Below are 17,064 nucleotides of genomic sequence, written 5' to 3'. Positions count from 1 at the left end.
AAGGAGGTATAGATTATGGAAAAGAAGATGTATACAGAGACGTTGGAAAAGGTTCGCAATGATTATGCGGTTCGCAATATTGATAAATTAGAGGCAGCGATCAAAGCCGGTGATATGGAAAAAGCGCTGGAGCTGCACAAATTAAATGTAGAGAAAAAGACAGGATTTCACCATTTCGCAGTCCGCTGGGTAAATCAGACATTACGCAATTTCAAGAAATGGGCACCGGATGAGGCGATCTTTGAATGTATGGAAGACTATGCATTATGGTGCTATCCGCCATGTCTGCAGGACTGGATGGAGAAATATAAAGCGGGTCAGGCTACATATAAAGATTTCCCAATGGAAGATTTCCTGGAGAACCGTGCAGTATTATGGTCTGCTCTTCATGATAACGGCGATCAGATTTGGGAAGAGGATGAGGAGAAGATTACCTTTACACTTCCGCGTTGTAACAGCGGCGGCTGGCTGGTAACCGAATGTCAAGACAAGGTACAGACTTTAGATAAACCGGATCCAAGAGCTTATAATAAGGAAGGATTCCAGTGCTACTGCCTGAACTGTACAACCATGTGGGAGTTTGGTTGGTACAAATGGTTTGGATGGCCATTATTCATCATGGATGTGCCGACTATCGGCAGCGACGGTAAGTGTGTGATGGTTATGTACAAAGATCCGAAAGATATCCCGGATTCTTATTATGAGAAACGCGGCTTGGAGAGAAAGATCTAATGAAAAACCGGCGGCAGTTTCACAGGCTGCCGCCTTTGTAAAAACTATCCAGGAAAGGGGGATACGTTATGAAAGAAAAGGGGAACCCACTTCTCCAGATAATTCGAAATGTAAATGATGCGGTAGTAGTTGTTCTTTTTCTTGCGATGACAATTACGGTTATTATTCAGGTTTTTTTCCGTTTTGTAATACAGAGTCCTCTTAGATGGACCGAAGAATTAGCGAGATATCTGATGATATGGCTGGTATTGATGGCATCGGCGATTGCGATGAGAAATCGTTCTCACCTTCAGGTAGATGTTCTGACATCTGCACTTCCGCAAAAGCCGAAACGCATTTTGACCGCGATTGTAGATCTTTTAACGATTGTTTTCTTATGTATTATGACATATTTCGGGTTCAAAGTAGTACAGTCTACGACGGCTCAGACGTCTCCGGCGATGCAGATTCCGATGGCTTTGATTTACGCGGCATTCCCAACCGGTGGAGCTTTGATGATTATGGAACAGCTCCTTACCTTTATCGAACGCTTAAAAAACAAGAATGCACCGGAAGAACCGAGAGAATTTATAGATTAGTAAAGGAGGCTGCGATATGTTAGGATTTTTATTTATCTGTATTTTGTGTCTGTTTCTAATCGGAGCCCCTATTTTTGTTGCACTCGGAATGGGAACGACACTTTCGATTATGCTTGAGGGAAATTTCCCATTGGTTCTGGTACCACAGAGAATGTTTGCGGGTCTTGACAGCTGGCCGATCATGGCGATTCCGATGTTCATGCTGGCAGGAAATCTGATGGATCAGGGCGGTATGTCCAAACGGATTGTAGATTTTGCAAGTGCGTCGATCGGCTTTGTAAAAGGAAGTCTGGCGATGGTAGCCGTACTGGCATCCATGATTTTCGCGGCAATTTCCGGTTCAGCAACGGCTGGAACAGCAGCAATCGGTTCGATCATGACGCCTGCATTTAAAGAAAAAGGCTATAACATGAGTTTCGTAACGGTTCTGCTCTCAGCAGCAGGAAGTATCGGACCGATTATTCCGCCAAGTATCTTAATGGTTCTGATTGGATATTCCACAGGTGCATCTGTTGGTCAGTTATTCCTCGGAGGCGCTATTCCTGGAGTTATGATTGGTGTGGCACTGATGGTCTACTCCTATATTCACGCTTCCAGGGGCGGAGATGCATATATCCAGACAACCAAGTTTGATCCGAAAGAAGTACGGAGAACGATGTTTTCTGCACTTCCTGGTTTAGGACTTCCGATTATCATTATCGGTGGTATCATCAGCGGTATCTTTTCTGCAACTGAAGCAGCGGCTGTGGCGGTTGTCTATGGCTTCCTGGTAGGTATGTTTATTTACAAAGAAATTACATTGAAAGATTTACCTGGTATTTTTGTTAAGTCCGCGCAGACGGCGGCTGGCATCATGATTATCACAGGCTGCGCTTATATCTTTGCATGGTTTATCACAGCAAAACAGCTGCCGCAGCTCTTAATCCAGGTTATGAATACATTCATCACAAGTAAGACTGCATTCCTTATTTTCTTAAATATTGCGCTGTTCTTAGTTGGAATGTTTATGGAAAGTTTCTCTGCAATTATCGTTTTAATGCCGATCTTATTCCCGGTAGCAACCGCTTATGGAATCGACCCGATTCACTTTGGTGTTATTGTCTGCATCAACCTGGCGATTGGATACGTAACACCGCCTTATGGAGCAACTTTATTCGTTGCCTGTGGATTGACCGGCAAGAGTGTAAGAGAGGTATTCCCGTTTGTAATTCCTACGATTCTTGCAATGTTAGTTGTACTGATTATTGTTACATATTTCCCGCAGACCTATTTATGGCTGCCGCAGTTAATGGGATAAAAAGATGAAATGAAAGGAGGATTTATTGTTATGAAGAAAAATGTGAAACGGTTTGTAAGCATGACGATGGCGATGCTGGTGGCAGCTGGTTCTCTGGCAGGATGTGGAGGAGGCGGCAGCGCTTCCACAGGAGAGTCCGCAAAGGCAGCGGCTAATACAGGCGGTTCATCCGGTGGTGCGGTGACCGTAAAGGTTTCCTTATCACAGGCAGCAACCGAACCTCCGGTAAAAGCAGCGGAGTATTTTAAAGAGATTGTGGAAGAGCGCTCCAATGGCGAAATTAAAGTAGAAGTATATCCGGATAACCAGCTTGGCAACGAGCGAGATGTCATTGAGGGTATGCAGCTTGGCACTGTAGAGATGGCGATGACGTCGGTAGCGCCGTTCTCCAGCTTTGTTCCATCTGTTAATATATTCTGCCTTCCGTTCCTCTGGAGAGATAAGGAACATATGTATTCCGTTCTGGACTCTGACGAGATTGGAATGTCCTATAGCGGTGACTGTGAGGAGAAAGGCTTCCATCTGATGGGCTTCCTGGATTTGGGAACCAGACATATCATGACAACGCAGAAGACGATCAACAGTATCGAGGATTTAAAGAACCTCAAGATCCGGACCATGGAAAATCAGGTACAGCTGGATTCCTTTACCGCATTCGGCGCAAGCCCGCTGCCGATGGCATACGGCGAATTATACACAGCGCTGCAGCAGAACATTATTGACGGTGCAGAAGCGGCCAATACAAACTATTATTCCAAGAAGTTTTATGAGGCAGCGCCGCACTGGGCAATGGTTGGATGGACCAACGACTTAGGTATCTGCGTAGTTGCTAAGAATTTCTATGATTCTCTTTCGGACGAGCACAAACAGATTATCGATGAGTGCACCAAAGAAATGATCGATAAAGAGAGAGAACTTTATACAGCATCTGAGGATGAGTGCTTGGAACTGTTAAAGGGAGAGGGCATCGAAATCACAGAGCCGGATCGCGAACCATTTATCGAGGCAGCCCAGAGCGTATATGATCAGTGGGGCGATAAAGTAGGCGGAAGAGATAAAATTGACGCAATCGTTAATTTTGGAAAATAAAATGTGTTCAGTGACAGAGAAAGGCAAAGGTGTATATGGGATTTGATTATCAAAGTTTTTTGAATGACAAGATTTTTGAAGAATTAAACAAGATAAAAGCCTTTTCTCCGGAGGTTATTGAGCAGGAAGCGGCGGCGCGAAAAAAACCGGGATTTCCGCATGATAAGCTGGTATTTGCGGCAGCGGATCACAATGCCAGAATGATCAATGAGTACAAAGGAAATCCGATTGGTTTAAGTAATAGGCGGGAGTATTTATCCCGCCTGGTGCGGATGCTGCAGAGTGATCAGATTGATGGAATCGAGGCGACACCGGATATTATTGAAGATTTATTTATCCTCAATAAGTTGCAGCGGGAACGTGGAGAAAAGGCGTTTCTGGATGGGAAGATGCTGGTTGGCACTGTGAACCGGGGCGGTTTGAAAAATACGGTATGGGAGATGGACGATATGCCGTCCTGTTATACAGTCGATCGCCTAGTGAAACTTCGGATGGACGGTGTAAAGTTTATGATCCGTCTGAATCCGATGGATGAGCGAAGCAAATATACGGTTCGGTACTGTGCAGAAGCTGTCAATGCAGCAGAGTCAGCTGGTCTTCCAATTTTTATCGAGGCGCTGTATGTAGAAACGACGGAAACGGGGTTTACGATGAAGACGGATTCAGAGAGTCTGTGTAAGGTAGTCGGCGTGGTAGGCGCTCTTGGCTGCCGTGCATCCGGCAAATGGATTGAAGTTCCGCTGAATCATGAATATGCAGTTCCGACGGCGGCGACCACCTGTCCGGTGCTGGTAGTTCCAGACGAGGTAAAGAGTGAGCCGATTGAGGTTGTAGAAGAGTACACGAAAGAGATCGGAATCAGCAGCAATATCCGCGGAATCTTGCTGGGACGAAATGTTATGTACAATGAATCGGATCCGCTTCCAATCGCGGAAGCGATCGCGGATATCTGGCATAAGGGCGGCAACGCGGAAGAAAATTACAAGCGATGCGTCGAAAAATTATAAAAAAAATAGGGCATATCAGGTTACTGGGCATGTATGCGTGAACAGTAACTATATCAGAAACGGGGTATATACAAAAGTCTAATTGAATTTGATCCTTATTTGCGCTATTATAAAAATAAGCATTCCTGTAGACTAAAAGAAGTTGGATGCAAATCACAGATTTGTTCTACAAGAAAGATGAGGGAAACAATGCGAGTTAGTGATGTGGCATACGAGAAGATTAAGATGATGATTATTACAGCCAGACTTCGCCCCGGACAGACATTAGTAGAGGCTGAATTGATGGAAGAGCTGGGGATGGGACGAACTCCCATCCGTGAGGCACTGAATCGACTGGCATGGGAAAACTTTGTGAAAATTGTCCCGAGACAATGTATTATGGTAAATGAGATTTCCTTATATGAAGTGGAATCGATTTATCAGATGAGATTTGCTCTGTCTCCACTTGAATCAGAGCTTGCTGCTATGAATCGGACGGAAGAAGATTTAAAGCGGCTGAAAGACAGCCTGGAAGTCCTGAGAGAGGAGACAGATGCGGAAGAAAGAGTTCTTTTGGATCGAGCATTTCATAGAATTATTTCTTCTATGACTAGGAATCCGTTTCTTGAGCGGGAGATGAATAATTACCAGGATTTGAGTATTCGTCTTCTGTTTTTAAACCGGATTAATTTATCTTCGATTGATGATATGGATATTGGACATCATGAGGAAATTTATCGTTGTCTTCAGGAGAGAGATGTAGATAAATTGATATCGGTTCAGAAAGCGCATGTTCAGGCATTTAAAGAAAAATTTATCCGCTGAGAGCGGGAACTTCCCTTCGCTGAAAGGCGAAGGGAAATATAAGCCACATAAGATATATTTGAAGTATATTACTAACTCGGACTTTAAGTTGAAAGGAGACCAGCTATGAAAAAAATTGCTTTTATTGGAAGTGGAACTATGGGTACAGCTCTTGCAACGGCAGCCTGCAAGGGAATTGATCCATCGGAAGTTGTGATTACAGATGTGGTTACAGAAAAAGGACAGAAATTAGCGGACGAGCTGGGATGCAACTTTGTTGAGACCAATGGAGAAGCGATCAAGGCAGCTCATTATGTTGTGTTCTGTGTAAAACCGCAGTTTTTAAAGAGTGTTCTGGAAGAGGTGAAACCGGTCTTTGCGGCATGTGCAGAAGAAGGGCAGGAAAAAATTATCGTTTCGATTGTAGCGGGTGTTGAGGTTTCAACCTATATGAAAGAATTAGAGTTAGAAGGAAAGAATGTTCCGGTTATCCGTATTCTCCCGAATACAGCCTGCTTGATTGGAAAAGGTTTTATCCTGATCGAACAGGGCGACAGCTACACGAAGGAACAGGAGGACGAATTCCGGTATATTCTACGTGAAGCCGGTGGATTTGACAGCCTTCCGGCCTCCCAGTTTGTGGCAGGCACAGTATTAACATCTACATCCCCGGCGTTTATCGCAATGTTTGCTAATTCTCTGGCAGACGGCGGCGTTTACAATGGTCTTTTACGTTATCAGGCGAGAAGATATGCACTGGAAGGAATCCTTGGAACCGTGCAGCTGTTTTTACAGAGCGAAAAGCATCTTGAGAATTTAAAAGATGATGTGTGTTCTCCGGCTGGTCCGGCGATGATCGGTGTGAAGACACTGGAAGACCGTGGATTCCGCAGCAGCGTGATCAATGCAGTTGTCGATGCTTATAAACGATTTGATGAAATTGGAAAATTAAAATAATCGTTGCATCATCCTGAAAAAGCCCCCCTTTATATTTTTATACCACCTTAGCAGCCGGTCGGTTTCCCTGATGAAGAGAAGCCGACCGGTTTCCCATTAACTGCTTGGGATATCTGGTTTTGATAAGTGCTGTTTCCGGTACTGTGCCGGTGTGCAGCCAATGATCCGTTTGAATGTGGCGATGTAATTGCTGACCTGGTTGTATCCGACCAGTCCGGCAATCTGTGAGATGGGCAGATCGCGGTGAAGGAGGGAAACACTGGTCTGGATGCGGTAATTAGTTAAATATCCATAAGGAGTTGTGTGAAGAATATTTTGAAAAATCCGGCAGCATTCTCCGACGCTGATATTGGCTGATGCAGCCAGGTCTGAGAGCTGTAAATCATCTGCGTAATGTGCATAGATGAACAGGAGAATGGATTGTAGGCGCTGCTGGCGCAGGAGGTTAATAGAGGTAGAATTCCCACTGCTGTGAAAATTGGAAATCAACAGATTCCACATCGAGGCAATCTTAATGCAAATAGAATATTCATTGCCTTTAACCTGATTGGAAAGAAATAAATCGGTTATTTTTTTGTGCAGTCCGATCAACTCTTTTTGCCATTCGGATTCCGGGTGAATAGAGAAAGCGGAGAATTTCCCGCCGGCGGTATAGGGCAGGACGTAGTCCTGATCCATGCGGCTTCCAGGAAAAAAGGCAAGAAGGCGGTAAGGAAAATTGAGGCTTGCATAGGAGCCGTCTTCCGACATCTGTGTGACGGCATGAATCAAGGAGGTGTTGACGAAAATCAGATCTCCAGCCTGTCCGGGCAGAGAAAGATTATCTGCCTGCATTGTCAATGTTCCGCTTAGTACGAGGGTAAACTGCAGCTCATCATGCCAGTGGAAGTCGCGCAGCCAGCGTCCCGGCGGCTGCATGGAATGAATATCAGAATAGTAGACATTGACCGGAAAATCTTGATCTTGATAGTGGTTGATTTCCTGTAACTGGGAAGTAGATTTCAAAGGATCCCTTCTTTCTATAAAAATTCAATATGTTAAGATTTTGGTATTTTTAGTTATTGATATTGTACCATTTCCACATAAGAATTGCTATACTTTTAAACGAAAAGAGATTTATAGCAGGTGCTAAAAAATAAATCCCACAGAATGGGAATGTGAGTAAAAAATAGGAGGAAATCAGATGGCAGCAATCGAAAGAAAACCATACATGGATCGGATTGATCGATTAAAACAGAGAGTATTAAAGACCAAGCCAGAGATGGATCTGGAAAATGCAATTATCCTGACAAAGGGTTTCCAGGAATCAGAGGGGCAGCCGCTGTGCATCCGGAAAGCATATGCATTTAAGAAACAGTGCCTGGAGAAAACTGTAAAAATCTGGGGGGATGAGCTGATTGTCGGCAATGCCGGAAGCAAGCAGCGCGGCGGTATTTTAAGTGTCGATACCTGCTGGTCGGTTCTGGATGAGGAGCTGGATACCATCAGTACCCGTCCATATGACCCATTCTATCTGCGCCCAGAGGATCGGAAGGCATTTGAGGAGATCATCCGCCCGTACTGGAAGGGACGTTCCACATATGAGCAGTGGCTGGTACAATGCCCGGATTTTGCGGCAACCTTACGTGACTGCGGCGCTCTTTACATCAACCGTAAATCGGTTCGTGGCTGGGGCGAGACGACTGCGGGTTATTCCAGAGTCATTAAAGAAGGCATGGAGGGAATCAAGGTGCATATCCATAAAGTGCTTGATACACTTGATATTACCCGTCCGGGTGACTATGAGAAGATTGAATACCTGAAAGCGATGGAGCTGGCAGCTGACGGTATCTCCGCATTGGGACACCGCTATGCGGCAGAGGCGAGAAAGCTGGCAGAGGCAGAGCCGGATGAGAAGCGCAGAAAAGAACTGTTACAGATTGCAGGGACCTGCGATCAGGTTCCGGAAAAACCGGCGCGTAACTTCCGCGAGGCGATTCAGTCGATGTATATTTACCAGACCTGTATTTTCATGGAGCAGAATGCAGCAAGCTACAACCCGGGACGTATGGATCAGTATCTTTACCCATTTTATAAGGCAGATATCGAGGCTGGCCGTTTGACAGAGGAAGAGGCGCAGGAACTTTTGGACTGCTTATGGGTTAAATTCTCTGAGCAGTGCCTGTTCCAGGATCAGGTAACCGCACAGTTTTCCGCCGGTTACCCAATGTTCCAGAACGTATGCTGTGGCGGTGTGGATGAGCGCGGCATGGACGCAGTCAATGACGTGTCGTACCTGATTTTGCAGGCAACCGCAGAAGTACAGTTATATCAGCCGTCCCTGTCTGTCCGCTACAATATGGCGAAGAATCCGAGCAGCTTCTTAAAGAAGATTGCAGAGGTTATCAAGCTTGGAACCGGTTTCCCGGCATTCCACAACGATGAAGTTGGTATCGAGATGCTCCTGAACAAGGGAATCCCGTTAAAAGAAGCATATAACTGGAATCCATGCGGCTGTGTAGAGACGAACCTGGAAGGAAAACAGAGATGCTACACCGCATATGCAGACTTTAACTTAGGTTCTGCGGTTGAATTTGCCCTGTTAAACGGCAAGAGCCGTAAATATGGCATTCAGGCATCTGAGACGACCGGCGATCCGACTGCCTTTAATACCTACGAAGAGTTTGAAGAGGCAGTCAAAGAGCAGATCCGCTATGAACTTCGCGGAACCGTGGCTTCCAGCCATGTATGCGATGACATTGGCTTCCAGAGGGTCGTTCCGGCACTTTCCCTTTCCTTCTATGAGTGCGTAGAGAATGCGAAAGATTACGCATGGGGCGGTGCGAAATATAACCTTGGAAATGGTATTGATGCGATCGGCGTAGCAGACCTGATCAACAGCCTGATTGCAGTAAAGAAACTTGTATTTGATGAGAAAAAAGTAACGATGCAGCGTCTTCTGGATGCACTGGATGCAAACTTTGTGGGTTATGAGGATGTCAAGAAGATGTGTGATGAAGCTCCGAAGTACGGCAATGATGACGACGAAGTAAACGAGCTGACCGGTGATATGTTCTGTTTTATCGCGGACTATATCGAGTCGTTCCACAGCAAATTCGGCAAGATGACGCCAGGTATTCTTCCGGTATCTGGAAATACTCCGTTTGGTCTGGAGGTCGGTGCACTTCCGTCCGGACGTCTGGCTTGGAAACCGTTAGCAGACGGCGTATCTCCGAACCAGGGAACCGATACCGAGGGCATGGGCGCTGTATTGAAATCCATTTCCCACATTCCGCATGGCCGTTTCAATCAGGGAACCCTGCTGAATGTAAAGATGGATACGGTATTTCGCGACAGCCCGAACTCGACAAAAGAACTGATGAACTACCTGCGGAGTCTCTGCTCCCTGGGCGTATTCCACACACAGTTCAATGTCATTGATACGGAGACCTTAAAAGAAGCACAGAAGCATCCGGAGGATTACAACGGACTGCTGGTACGTGTAGCTGGTTATACAGCATATTTTACAGAGCTTGGAAAAGAAGTACAGGACGATATCATTTCCAGAACTTCACATTCCAATATCTGCTAGGAAAAAGAGTGAAATCTGCCGTGTTTCATAAAAAATACGGCAAATCAGCTACCGGGGATGTGCATCATGCGCGGTGGCGGGCAGCAGGCAAGGTGTACTTGACAGGAGGAACAGCGTATGGAATTAAAAGCAAATATTCTTCGGATTGAGCGGTTATCCCTCTCCGATGGGAAGGGAATGCGGACGGTTGTATTTTTTAAGGGCTGTCCCCTGCGCTGTGCCTGGTGTTCGACACCGGAGTCACAGTCGGGGCAGCGGGAAGTCTACTATATGAAAGAGCGCTGCACCGGATGCGGCGCCTGCATCCAGGTCTGTTCGGAACAGGCACTTCGCCGGAGCGAAAAAACGGGAGAGATCGTGAGGGATTACAGCCGCTGTAAACAGTGCTTTCAGTGTGTGGATGCCTGCAATTACCGGGCACAGCAGATCTATGGCAAGGAGATGACCGTAAAAGAGGTAATGCGCGAGATCCAGAAGGATGAGATGTTTTTCTTCTATTCTGGTGGTGGCGTGACACTTTCAGGAGGTGATCTGTTCTGTCAGACGGATTTTGCGGAAGCACTGCTGGAGGCCTGTGATGATGCCTGTATCAATGCGGCGGCAGAGTTAGATATGTTTACTTCGTTTGAAAATGTGAAACGGATCGTGCCGCATCTGCAGATGTTTTATGTGGATGTGAAAACCATGGATCCGGAAAAGCATAAGAAATGGACGGGGCAGGACAATGCCTGTATTCTGGAAAATATCCGCAAAGCCGATGCGATCTGCGCGCCGCATTCGATTCATGTCCGTGTGCCGCTGGTAGAAGGAGTCAATGATGATGTGGAAAATATTCGGAAAACGGCGCAGTTATGCCAGGAACTTAAAAATTGTCAGGAATTGGAATTTCTGCCATATCATAGACTGGGGCTTCATGCATACCGGCAGCTGGGAAGAAACTATCAATTAGAAGAACATGCGTCGATGAGCCGTTGGGATGTGTATCAGAAAATGGGATTTCTGTGCGAAATGGATTGGATGTTTGATATAGCGATATCAGGATTGGAGGTGTATAAAGCTGGAATAGGAAAAACGGGAGTAACAGAGGAGGTGTTAAAAGCGTAAAATACGATAAAAATTAGTATTGGATAAAAATGGATAATGGGAAAATGCGTACCGTGTAAGATAAGGTTGGTTGGTGAAAAATAGTCTTGCACGGTACGTTTATTTCTATGAATTTTCTATGAATTTCAATTTTCCTCTGGACAAACAAGATAAGTTAGTGTATACTAACTTCATCAGCAGTTAGACAGAACTAACTTTCGGAGGATAAAATATGAGTGTTGTAATTGTAGGTGGTCATGACCGCATGGTCAGCCAGTACGTGAAAATCTGCAAATCATTTAACTGTAAGGCAAAGGTATTTACACAGATGACGGCGGATTTCGGCAAACAGATCGGAGCGCCGGATCTGCTTGTACTCTTTACAAGCACCGTTTCCCATAAAATGATTCGGACGGCGGTTGATGGTGCAAAGGGAAGCCGGACAGAAGTTGTCCGCTGCCACACCAGCAGCAAAACCGCGTTGGAAGAAATTTTGCAGGAACACTGTGCAGCTTGCTGACGTATTTAAAGGCGAAGCCACGGCAAGTTCCGTTACTGGGCACGTATGCGTGAACAGTAACTCCGTCGGTTTCTGGAAACGATAGATTGATTTCGATATGGTTTGAAATATTCTTCCAAATATGGTATTCTAGTATATAGTATTATGGTAACTGGTCGGCAGCTTGGGAAGACTATTCTGCGGGAGACGGGAAGGCACGAAGCCAGGCCGGTTATGTGTTAGAAGTTTGGAGGGAATCACTTTGAAAATACAGCAGTCAGCAGAGGATTATCTGGAAACGATTCTTATGTTAAGCTATCGCAAGCCGATGATCCGTTCGATCGATGTAGTCAATGAGCTGGGGTATTCAAAACCAAGCGTCAGCGTTGCGATGAAGAATCTTCGTGAAAACGGTTATATTTCGATGGATCATGAGGGATATATCACTCTGGAGCCGTCGGGACGGAAGATCGCGGAGATGATTTATGAGCGTCATACATTACTGACAAAGCTTTTAGTAGCGTTGGATGTGCCAAGAGAGGTGGCAGTGGAAGATGCCTGCCGCATTGAACATGTGATCAGCCCGCAGAGTTTTGAGGCAATCAAAGAATTTGCAGCCGCGCATCTGGCAAAGCTCGAGAAAGCAAACCGGACAGATGAGCCGGAAAAATAGATGGCTGTTTAAGATTCGGACAGTTATATTCTCATCATAAATTTATAATTGCAGAGGACACGGAAGAGAGACCGCACGCGTGAACGTGGCGGTCTCTTTTTTCATAGGAAATTACGTCCTATGAAACAAAAAACGCTTCGCGGGATTTGCACTCGCGTGAAGAAGCTTTTCTCAAATAAAAGCGATCAGGCGTTGAGCATCTGTACCGAAAAATCATTAAAAGTACCCAGAACCGCCAGCGTGTAGCTGTAACCGCTGCGAAGCCGGATATTCGTGTTGACGATGGCGAAGCCCGGATTGGTCCGGCGGTAGACGGTCAGCTGGTAGATGCCGGGGATGATGTGCATGTAGCGCGTATAATTCATGTAATCCAGATCGGATACGACCAGACGTCCGTTCAGGTATATATCGATCGGTTCGCGGATGGAGGCGGCATTGTAAAAACGCAGGTGCGCGATCTCCGATGAGGTGGAAAAGAACGGCGAGAGAATGCCCCAGGTCCAGAGCGCGCCATTTGGAGATGGCTTCCAGTTGGAACCGCCGCAGTTTATGCAGCCACCGGTGTTCGGGCTGCCATGATTATTGGACGGCAGGGTGGGCATCACATCCCCGTATGGTCCGAAGCCCGGAGATACCTGAAGATCATTGGATGAGCTGTCCGGATATGTTAAGATAACAGGAGGCTGAGAACTAAATCCAGACTGTGCCGTATCACTGGTTCCAGCTGCTGCCGCATCCGTCTCCGGTGCCGCCGCCGGAGTCGTGTCAGCATCCCCCTCAGGCACTGCTGCTGCATCGTAGTTGTATGTTTCCATAAAAAGATACCTCTTTTCATATTGGCTATATTGCAGTATATGAAGAAGAAAAAAGGAGAGTTACTATTTGCAGGCAGGAATTTTCTGGACTGAAAATCCTGTTCGATACTGTAGAAAAGTGTATTTTGCCGATCTGGAATGCGGAGCATCGGCAAAATTCAGTTATAGTTTACATGATTTGGTGAAAGATCAAGAATGAAGAAAATAAAAAAGAGACTCGAATCTCGAATCTCTTTTCAGTGACCTGTCCGGGAATCGAACCCGGGTTTACGCCGTGAGAGGGCGTCGTCTTGACCGCTTGACCAACAGGCCATATTCAATTTTATTCAATCGAGGCGACGTGATTCGAACACGCGACCTCTGCGTCCCGAACGCAGCGCTCTACCAAACTGAGCCACGCCTCGATATGATTTTCTCGCTTTTGAAGCGGTGCTCATCAGCGACTCCTATATACTATCACGCCTTCCCAAAAAATGCAAGCGTTTTTTTTGAAAAAAATTGAAAAAGTTTTAAAAAATTGAAAAAACCCTTTAAAATCAATATTTTCACGCTTTTAACTTATATTTCGAAATTATTATGAATAACGTAAGAAAGCGAAAGGATGATTAAAGTCTTGCTAAGGATGCGCCGAAACTCTTTTCATTTTGGATAAAAAGAATAAAATGGGGAACAAAGCATAGTGAGCTTGCATTGAAAAATGAATGAGTCAGGAGGAATTAAGTATGAACATCATCGCAGCCATCTTATTTGGAATATATGGAGTGATCGGAGGCGTGAGTACCGTCGTATGTACCGTGAGCATTCCGGGTATCATTATTTGGAAAATTTACCGGAAAACGAAATATCATAAGGCGCTGACGGATTAAGTAAAATAAGGGTAACTGTTCAGTAGGTCTGTGCATTTACTGCGCTGACCGTACGAAAACATGGGCTAGCAGGCAAAAATCCCATTGCCGTAGGCAATTTTTAATGGATTTTTGCGCGTGACTGTGAAGGTACTGAACAGTTACAAATAAGAATTATAAAAAAAGGGCCTTGCAGATGAAAGATTTTCTATCTGCAAGACCCTTTTTTGCTTAAAATCAATGTAATTATCGGACAATATAGACATCGGCGCTTCTCTTTCCATACTGTAGTGCCTGACTGTGGGAGTTGAAGAAGATGTCCAGTTTGTTTCCGCGGATGCCGCTGCCGCTGTCTTCGACGGTATAGACAACGCCGTTGATGCGGAGTTTGGTTCCGAGCGGGAATACGCGCAAGTCAGCGGAAATGGTATGTCCTGCCTGCGGAATGGTGCCGGATTTAGTGCGGTTCTTTCCGCCACGGCAGCATCTGCGGCAGCTGCAGTAAGCAGTTGTCGTAAAACGTCCGGCGTAGATTTCAGCAGGTGCCTCTGCTTCCTGTGCCTCGGCAGCAGCATTTGTGTCAGTATTTTCAGTCATTGCAGCTTCGTCAGCGTTCTCTGCCTCCACCTGTGCAGACTCATTTGAAAATGCAGCGACTTCTGCCTCGGAAGCGTTCGTGTCAGCCGCTTCTTCCGCAGCAGCGTTTGTCTGCTTTCTAATCAGCTCCGGATCGGAAGCCGGACCAGATGGTGTCTGGGCTGCTTCGGTGGAAGTGCCGTTTGTTTCTTCACCGGCTGCCGCATCTATTTGGGAGACAAGCTCGGTTCCGGCATCTGTGGCTGCCAGTGTATTCATGGTGCCTGCCATGAGACAGACCAGGCTCATTGCCGTTGTGGCAAGTCCGCGCCGCATGGTGTTCATCATATTCATCAAATAAAAACCTCTCATTTCAATTTAGATTCATTTGTCTCACCGCAACGATTGTGTATCTCACAAATATTGCAATGCGTTTACAAATGTTATAATTTGTTACTATTATATTACAAAAATGTTAAATGTCAAGCCGGAGAGCCGGAAATAGGGCTTTGGGAGCGGTCGGAGGTTCGACAAGTCGAAAACTTGTTCGAGCGCAAACAGGAAAGCGGGTGAGTGAGTTTCTACCTATAGAAAGTGTGAAAATCAGCGTGCCTAAAAACAGGGTATGCAGAATGAAAAATTTTATTCGAAAAAAGAAGAAAAAATTTTTTTTAAAAACCGAAAAAAATCATTGACAAATACTTGCGTAAGTAATATAGTATGAACTGTAGATATTAGCACTCTGATAGATTGAGTGCTAACAGAAAACTTCCAGAGCGGGTTTAAGAGACCGGCGGAAGCGGATGCACGGAAGGAGAGATTGGATGGAACTGGATGAGAGAAAAGAAAAGATTTTGAAAGCGATTATCCAGAACTATCTGGAGACCGGAGAGCCGGTTGGTTCCAGAACGATCTCCAAGTATTCCGATTTGAAACTCAGTTCGGCGACGATTCGAAATGAGATGTCGGATCTGGAAGAACTGGGATATATCATTCAGCCGCACACATCGGCAGGCCGGATTCCTTCAGATAAAGGATATCGTTTCTATGTGGATCAGTTGATTCATGAGAAAGAGACGGAGGTCACGCAAGTGCGTGATATGGTCATCCAGAGAGTGGATCGGGTGGAGCTTCTGTTAAAGCAGATGGCAAAGCTTTTGGCAAGCAATACGAATTATGCGACGCTGATCAGCGGACCGCAGTATCACCAGACGAAGATCAAGTTTATACAGCTTTCCAGAGTGGAAGCCGGGAAACTCCTGATTGTCACTGTTTTAGAAGGCAACATTATCAAGAACTCGATTGTGGCACTCGATGCGGAGCTGACCGATGAGGACATCCTGAATCTGAATATTCTTTTAAATAGCGGTCTCAACGGATTGACGATGGAGCAGATTAATCTGGATGTCATTACCCGGATGAAAGGGCAGGCAGGCGAGCGCAGCCACATCGTGGATGTGGTACTAAGCGAGGTGGCCGAGGCGATTCGTTCCGGCGAGGAAGATTTACAGATTTACACCGAAGGTACGACGAACATTTTCAAATATCCAGAACTGAGCGATGGCGCGAAAGCCAGCCAGCTCATCGGGACACTGGAGCAGAAAGACCTCTGGAGAGAGATTCTTACCGAGGACGATGCGGACAGCGATAAGAAAAATGAGATTCAGGTCTACATCGGAAGTGAGACACAGGTGCAGTCGATGAAGGACTGCAGTATCGTTACTGCCAATTATGAATTGGGGGACGGACTTCGGGGAACGATAGGAATCGTTGGACCGAAACGAATGGATTATGACAAAGTTGTATCGACCCTGCGCTCATTAAAGAGCCAGCTCGATCAGACATTCAATCATAAAGATACCGAGTAGCACGGATGTGCAAAATAAAGAGGTGAGAGACATGGCAAAGACAGAGATAGATTCCAAAGCAGCCGAGGCGGCAAATGAGGAGCAGGTAAAAGAAACAGAAACCCAGGCAGAAGCTGAGGCAGTGAAGGAAAAGGAAGCTTCTTCGGAAGACGCACAAGCGCCGGAGATAGAAAAAGAGAAAAAAGGATTTTTCTCCAAGAAGAAGGATAAGAAAGATGAGCAGATCGAGGAGCTGACGGATCGCCTGAAGCGCACGATGGCTGAATTTGACAATTTCCGGAAACGAACGGAGAAAGAAAAATCAGCGATGTATGAGATTGGCGCAAAGGACATCATCGAGAAGATTCTCCCGGTGGTGGACAATTTCGAGCGTGGTCTGGCGACCATCCCGGAGGGCGAAGAAAAAAGTGCTTTCGCCGAGGGCATGGATAAGGTTTACAAGCAGCTCGTAAAAACACTGGGTGATGCAGGTGTAAAGCCAATCGAAGCGGTTGGTCAGCCATTTGATCCGAACTTCCACAATGCAGTGATGCATATTGAGGATGAAAACCTGGGTGAGAATGTGGTAGCCGAGGAGTTCCAGAAAGGCTATGTATACCGCGACAGCGTGGTTCGCCACAGCATGGTAAAAGTGGCAAATTAAAATAGGTAACACGTAGACAGCTGGCACCCAGAATTCGGTGCTGGTGGT

At 45.9% G+C, this 17,064-nt stretch carries 17 protein-coding genes and 2 tRNA genes; 14 read left to right on the top strand and 5 right to left on the bottom strand.

Annotated elements, in window-relative coordinates; translation table 11 throughout:
• Positions 1 to 15: 15 nt before the first annotated feature.
• From DW931_RS03980 to proC, 7 genes are all read left to right on the top strand, one after another.
• Positions 16 to 732 (top strand): hypothetical protein, encoded by a 717-nt coding sequence (locus DW931_RS03980; RefSeq protein WP_107001111.1) that lies wholly within the window; start codon positions 16 to 18, stop codon positions 730 to 732.
• 68 nt (positions 733 to 800) lie between these two features.
• Positions 801 to 1,310 carry a TRAP transporter small permease gene (locus DW931_RS03975; protein ID WP_118467181.1) on the top strand — a complete coding sequence of 170 codons (510 nt, stop codon included), beginning with the start codon at positions 801 to 803 and terminating at the stop codon, positions 1,308 to 1,310.
• Positions 1,311 to 1,326: 16 nt separating this feature from the next.
• Entirely contained in the window at positions 1,327 to 2,607 is a 1,281-nt protein-coding gene (locus DW931_RS03970; RefSeq protein ID WP_118467183.1) for a TRAP transporter large permease, read from the top strand.
• Positions 2,608 to 2,637: 30 nt separating this feature from the next.
• Complete coding sequence (locus DW931_RS03965) at positions 2,638 to 3,696, top strand: TRAP transporter substrate-binding protein (protein WP_182426606.1); 1,059 nt, start codon at positions 2,638 to 2,640, stop codon at positions 3,694 to 3,696.
• Between the two features lie 35 nt (positions 3,697 to 3,731).
• Complete coding sequence (locus tag DW931_RS03960; RefSeq protein ID WP_107001107.1) at positions 3,732 to 4,703, top strand: hypothetical protein; 972 nt, start codon at positions 3,732 to 3,734, stop codon at positions 4,701 to 4,703.
• A gap of 177 nt (positions 4,704 to 4,880) precedes the next feature.
• Positions 4,881 to 5,507 (top strand): GntR family transcriptional regulator, encoded by a 627-nt coding sequence (locus DW931_RS03955; protein WP_107001106.1) that lies wholly within the window; start codon positions 4,881 to 4,883, stop codon positions 5,505 to 5,507.
• 105 nt (positions 5,508 to 5,612) lie between these two features.
• Positions 5,613 to 6,443 (top strand): pyrroline-5-carboxylate reductase, encoded by an 831-nt coding sequence (gene proC, locus DW931_RS03950; RefSeq protein ID WP_107001105.1) that lies wholly within the window; start codon positions 5,613 to 5,615, stop codon positions 6,441 to 6,443.
• 96 nt (positions 6,444 to 6,539) lie between these two features.
• Here the strand turns inward: proC and DW931_RS03945 are convergent, their stop codons facing one another.
• Entirely contained in the window at positions 6,540 to 7,448 is a 909-nt protein-coding gene (locus DW931_RS03945; RefSeq protein WP_118467187.1) for an AraC family transcriptional regulator, read from the bottom strand.
• A gap of 178 nt (positions 7,449 to 7,626) precedes the next feature.
• Between DW931_RS03945 and DW931_RS03940 the strand changes: the two genes are divergently transcribed.
• From DW931_RS03940 to DW931_RS03925, 4 genes are all read left to right on the top strand, one after another.
• The gene (locus tag DW931_RS03940) at positions 7,627 to 10,014 is read left to right on the top strand and encodes a formate C-acetyltransferase/glycerol dehydratase family glycyl radical enzyme (protein WP_118626907.1); all 2,388 of its coding nucleotides are present in this window, start codon (positions 7,627 to 7,629) and stop codon (positions 10,012 to 10,014) included.
• Positions 10,015 to 10,131: 117 nt separating this feature from the next.
• Complete coding sequence (locus DW931_RS03935; RefSeq protein WP_118467190.1) at positions 10,132 to 11,118, top strand: glycyl-radical enzyme activating protein; 987 nt, start codon at positions 10,132 to 10,134, stop codon at positions 11,116 to 11,118.
• Positions 11,119 to 11,329: 211 nt separating this feature from the next.
• Positions 11,330 to 11,617 carry a DUF2325 domain-containing protein gene (locus DW931_RS03930; RefSeq protein ID WP_022358490.1) on the top strand — a complete coding sequence of 96 codons (288 nt, stop codon included), beginning with the start codon at positions 11,330 to 11,332 and terminating at the stop codon, positions 11,615 to 11,617.
• A gap of 241 nt (positions 11,618 to 11,858) precedes the next feature.
• Positions 11,859 to 12,269: a metal-dependent transcriptional regulator gene (locus tag DW931_RS03925; protein WP_107001101.1), complete on the top strand. Its 411-nt coding sequence runs from the start codon at positions 11,859 to 11,861 to the stop codon at positions 12,267 to 12,269.
• 185 nt (positions 12,270 to 12,454) lie between these two features.
• Here the strand turns inward: DW931_RS03925 and DW931_RS03920 are convergent, their stop codons facing one another.
• From DW931_RS03920 to DW931_RS03910, 3 genes are all read right to left on the bottom strand, one after another.
• Positions 12,455 to 13,084 carry a DUF4397 domain-containing protein gene (locus DW931_RS03920; RefSeq protein WP_107001100.1) on the bottom strand — a complete coding sequence of 210 codons (630 nt, stop codon included), beginning with the start codon at positions 13,082 to 13,084 and terminating at the stop codon, positions 12,455 to 12,457.
• Positions 13,085 to 13,324: 240 nt separating this feature from the next.
• Positions 13,325 to 13,396: transfer RNA gene (locus DW931_RS03915), tRNA-Glu, on the bottom strand.
• Positions 13,397 to 13,414: 18 nt separating this feature from the next.
• A tRNA-Pro gene (locus tag DW931_RS03910) sits at positions 13,415 to 13,488 on the bottom strand.
• 318 nt (positions 13,489 to 13,806) lie between these two features.
• Between DW931_RS03910 and DW931_RS15855 the strand changes: the two genes are divergently transcribed.
• On the top strand, positions 13,807 to 13,950 hold the full coding sequence (locus DW931_RS15855) for a hypothetical protein (RefSeq protein ID WP_022358601.1): 144 nt from the start codon (positions 13,807 to 13,809) through the stop codon (positions 13,948 to 13,950).
• A 225-nt stretch (positions 13,951 to 14,175) separates the two neighbouring features.
• Here DW931_RS15855 and DW931_RS03905 read toward each other — a convergent pair whose 3' ends face one another.
• Positions 14,176 to 14,877 carry a 3D domain-containing protein gene (locus tag DW931_RS03905; protein ID WP_118467192.1) on the bottom strand — a complete coding sequence of 234 codons (702 nt, stop codon included), beginning with the start codon at positions 14,875 to 14,877 and terminating at the stop codon, positions 14,176 to 14,178.
• A 452-nt stretch (positions 14,878 to 15,329) separates the two neighbouring features.
• Between DW931_RS03905 and hrcA the strand changes: the two genes are divergently transcribed.
• Positions 15,330 to 16,373 carry a heat-inducible transcriptional repressor HrcA gene (gene hrcA / locus DW931_RS03900; protein WP_107001098.1) on the top strand — a complete coding sequence of 348 codons (1,044 nt, stop codon included), beginning with the start codon at positions 15,330 to 15,332 and terminating at the stop codon, positions 16,371 to 16,373.
• 31 nt (positions 16,374 to 16,404) lie between these two features.
• Entirely contained in the window at positions 16,405 to 17,016 is a 612-nt protein-coding gene (grpE, locus tag DW931_RS03895; RefSeq protein ID WP_118467194.1) for a nucleotide exchange factor GrpE, read from the top strand.
• The last annotated feature ends 48 nt before the right edge of the window (positions 17,017 to 17,064 follow it).

Origin of the sequence: Clostridium sp. AM43-3BH, from assembly GCF_003479985.1 — a bacterium.
GTDB classification, from domain to species: Bacteria; Bacillota; Clostridia; order Lachnospirales; family Lachnospiraceae; genus Otoolea; species Otoolea fessa.
Note: the sequence above shows the minus strand (reverse complement) of the source record. Positions and strands in the feature narration are given on the sequence as shown.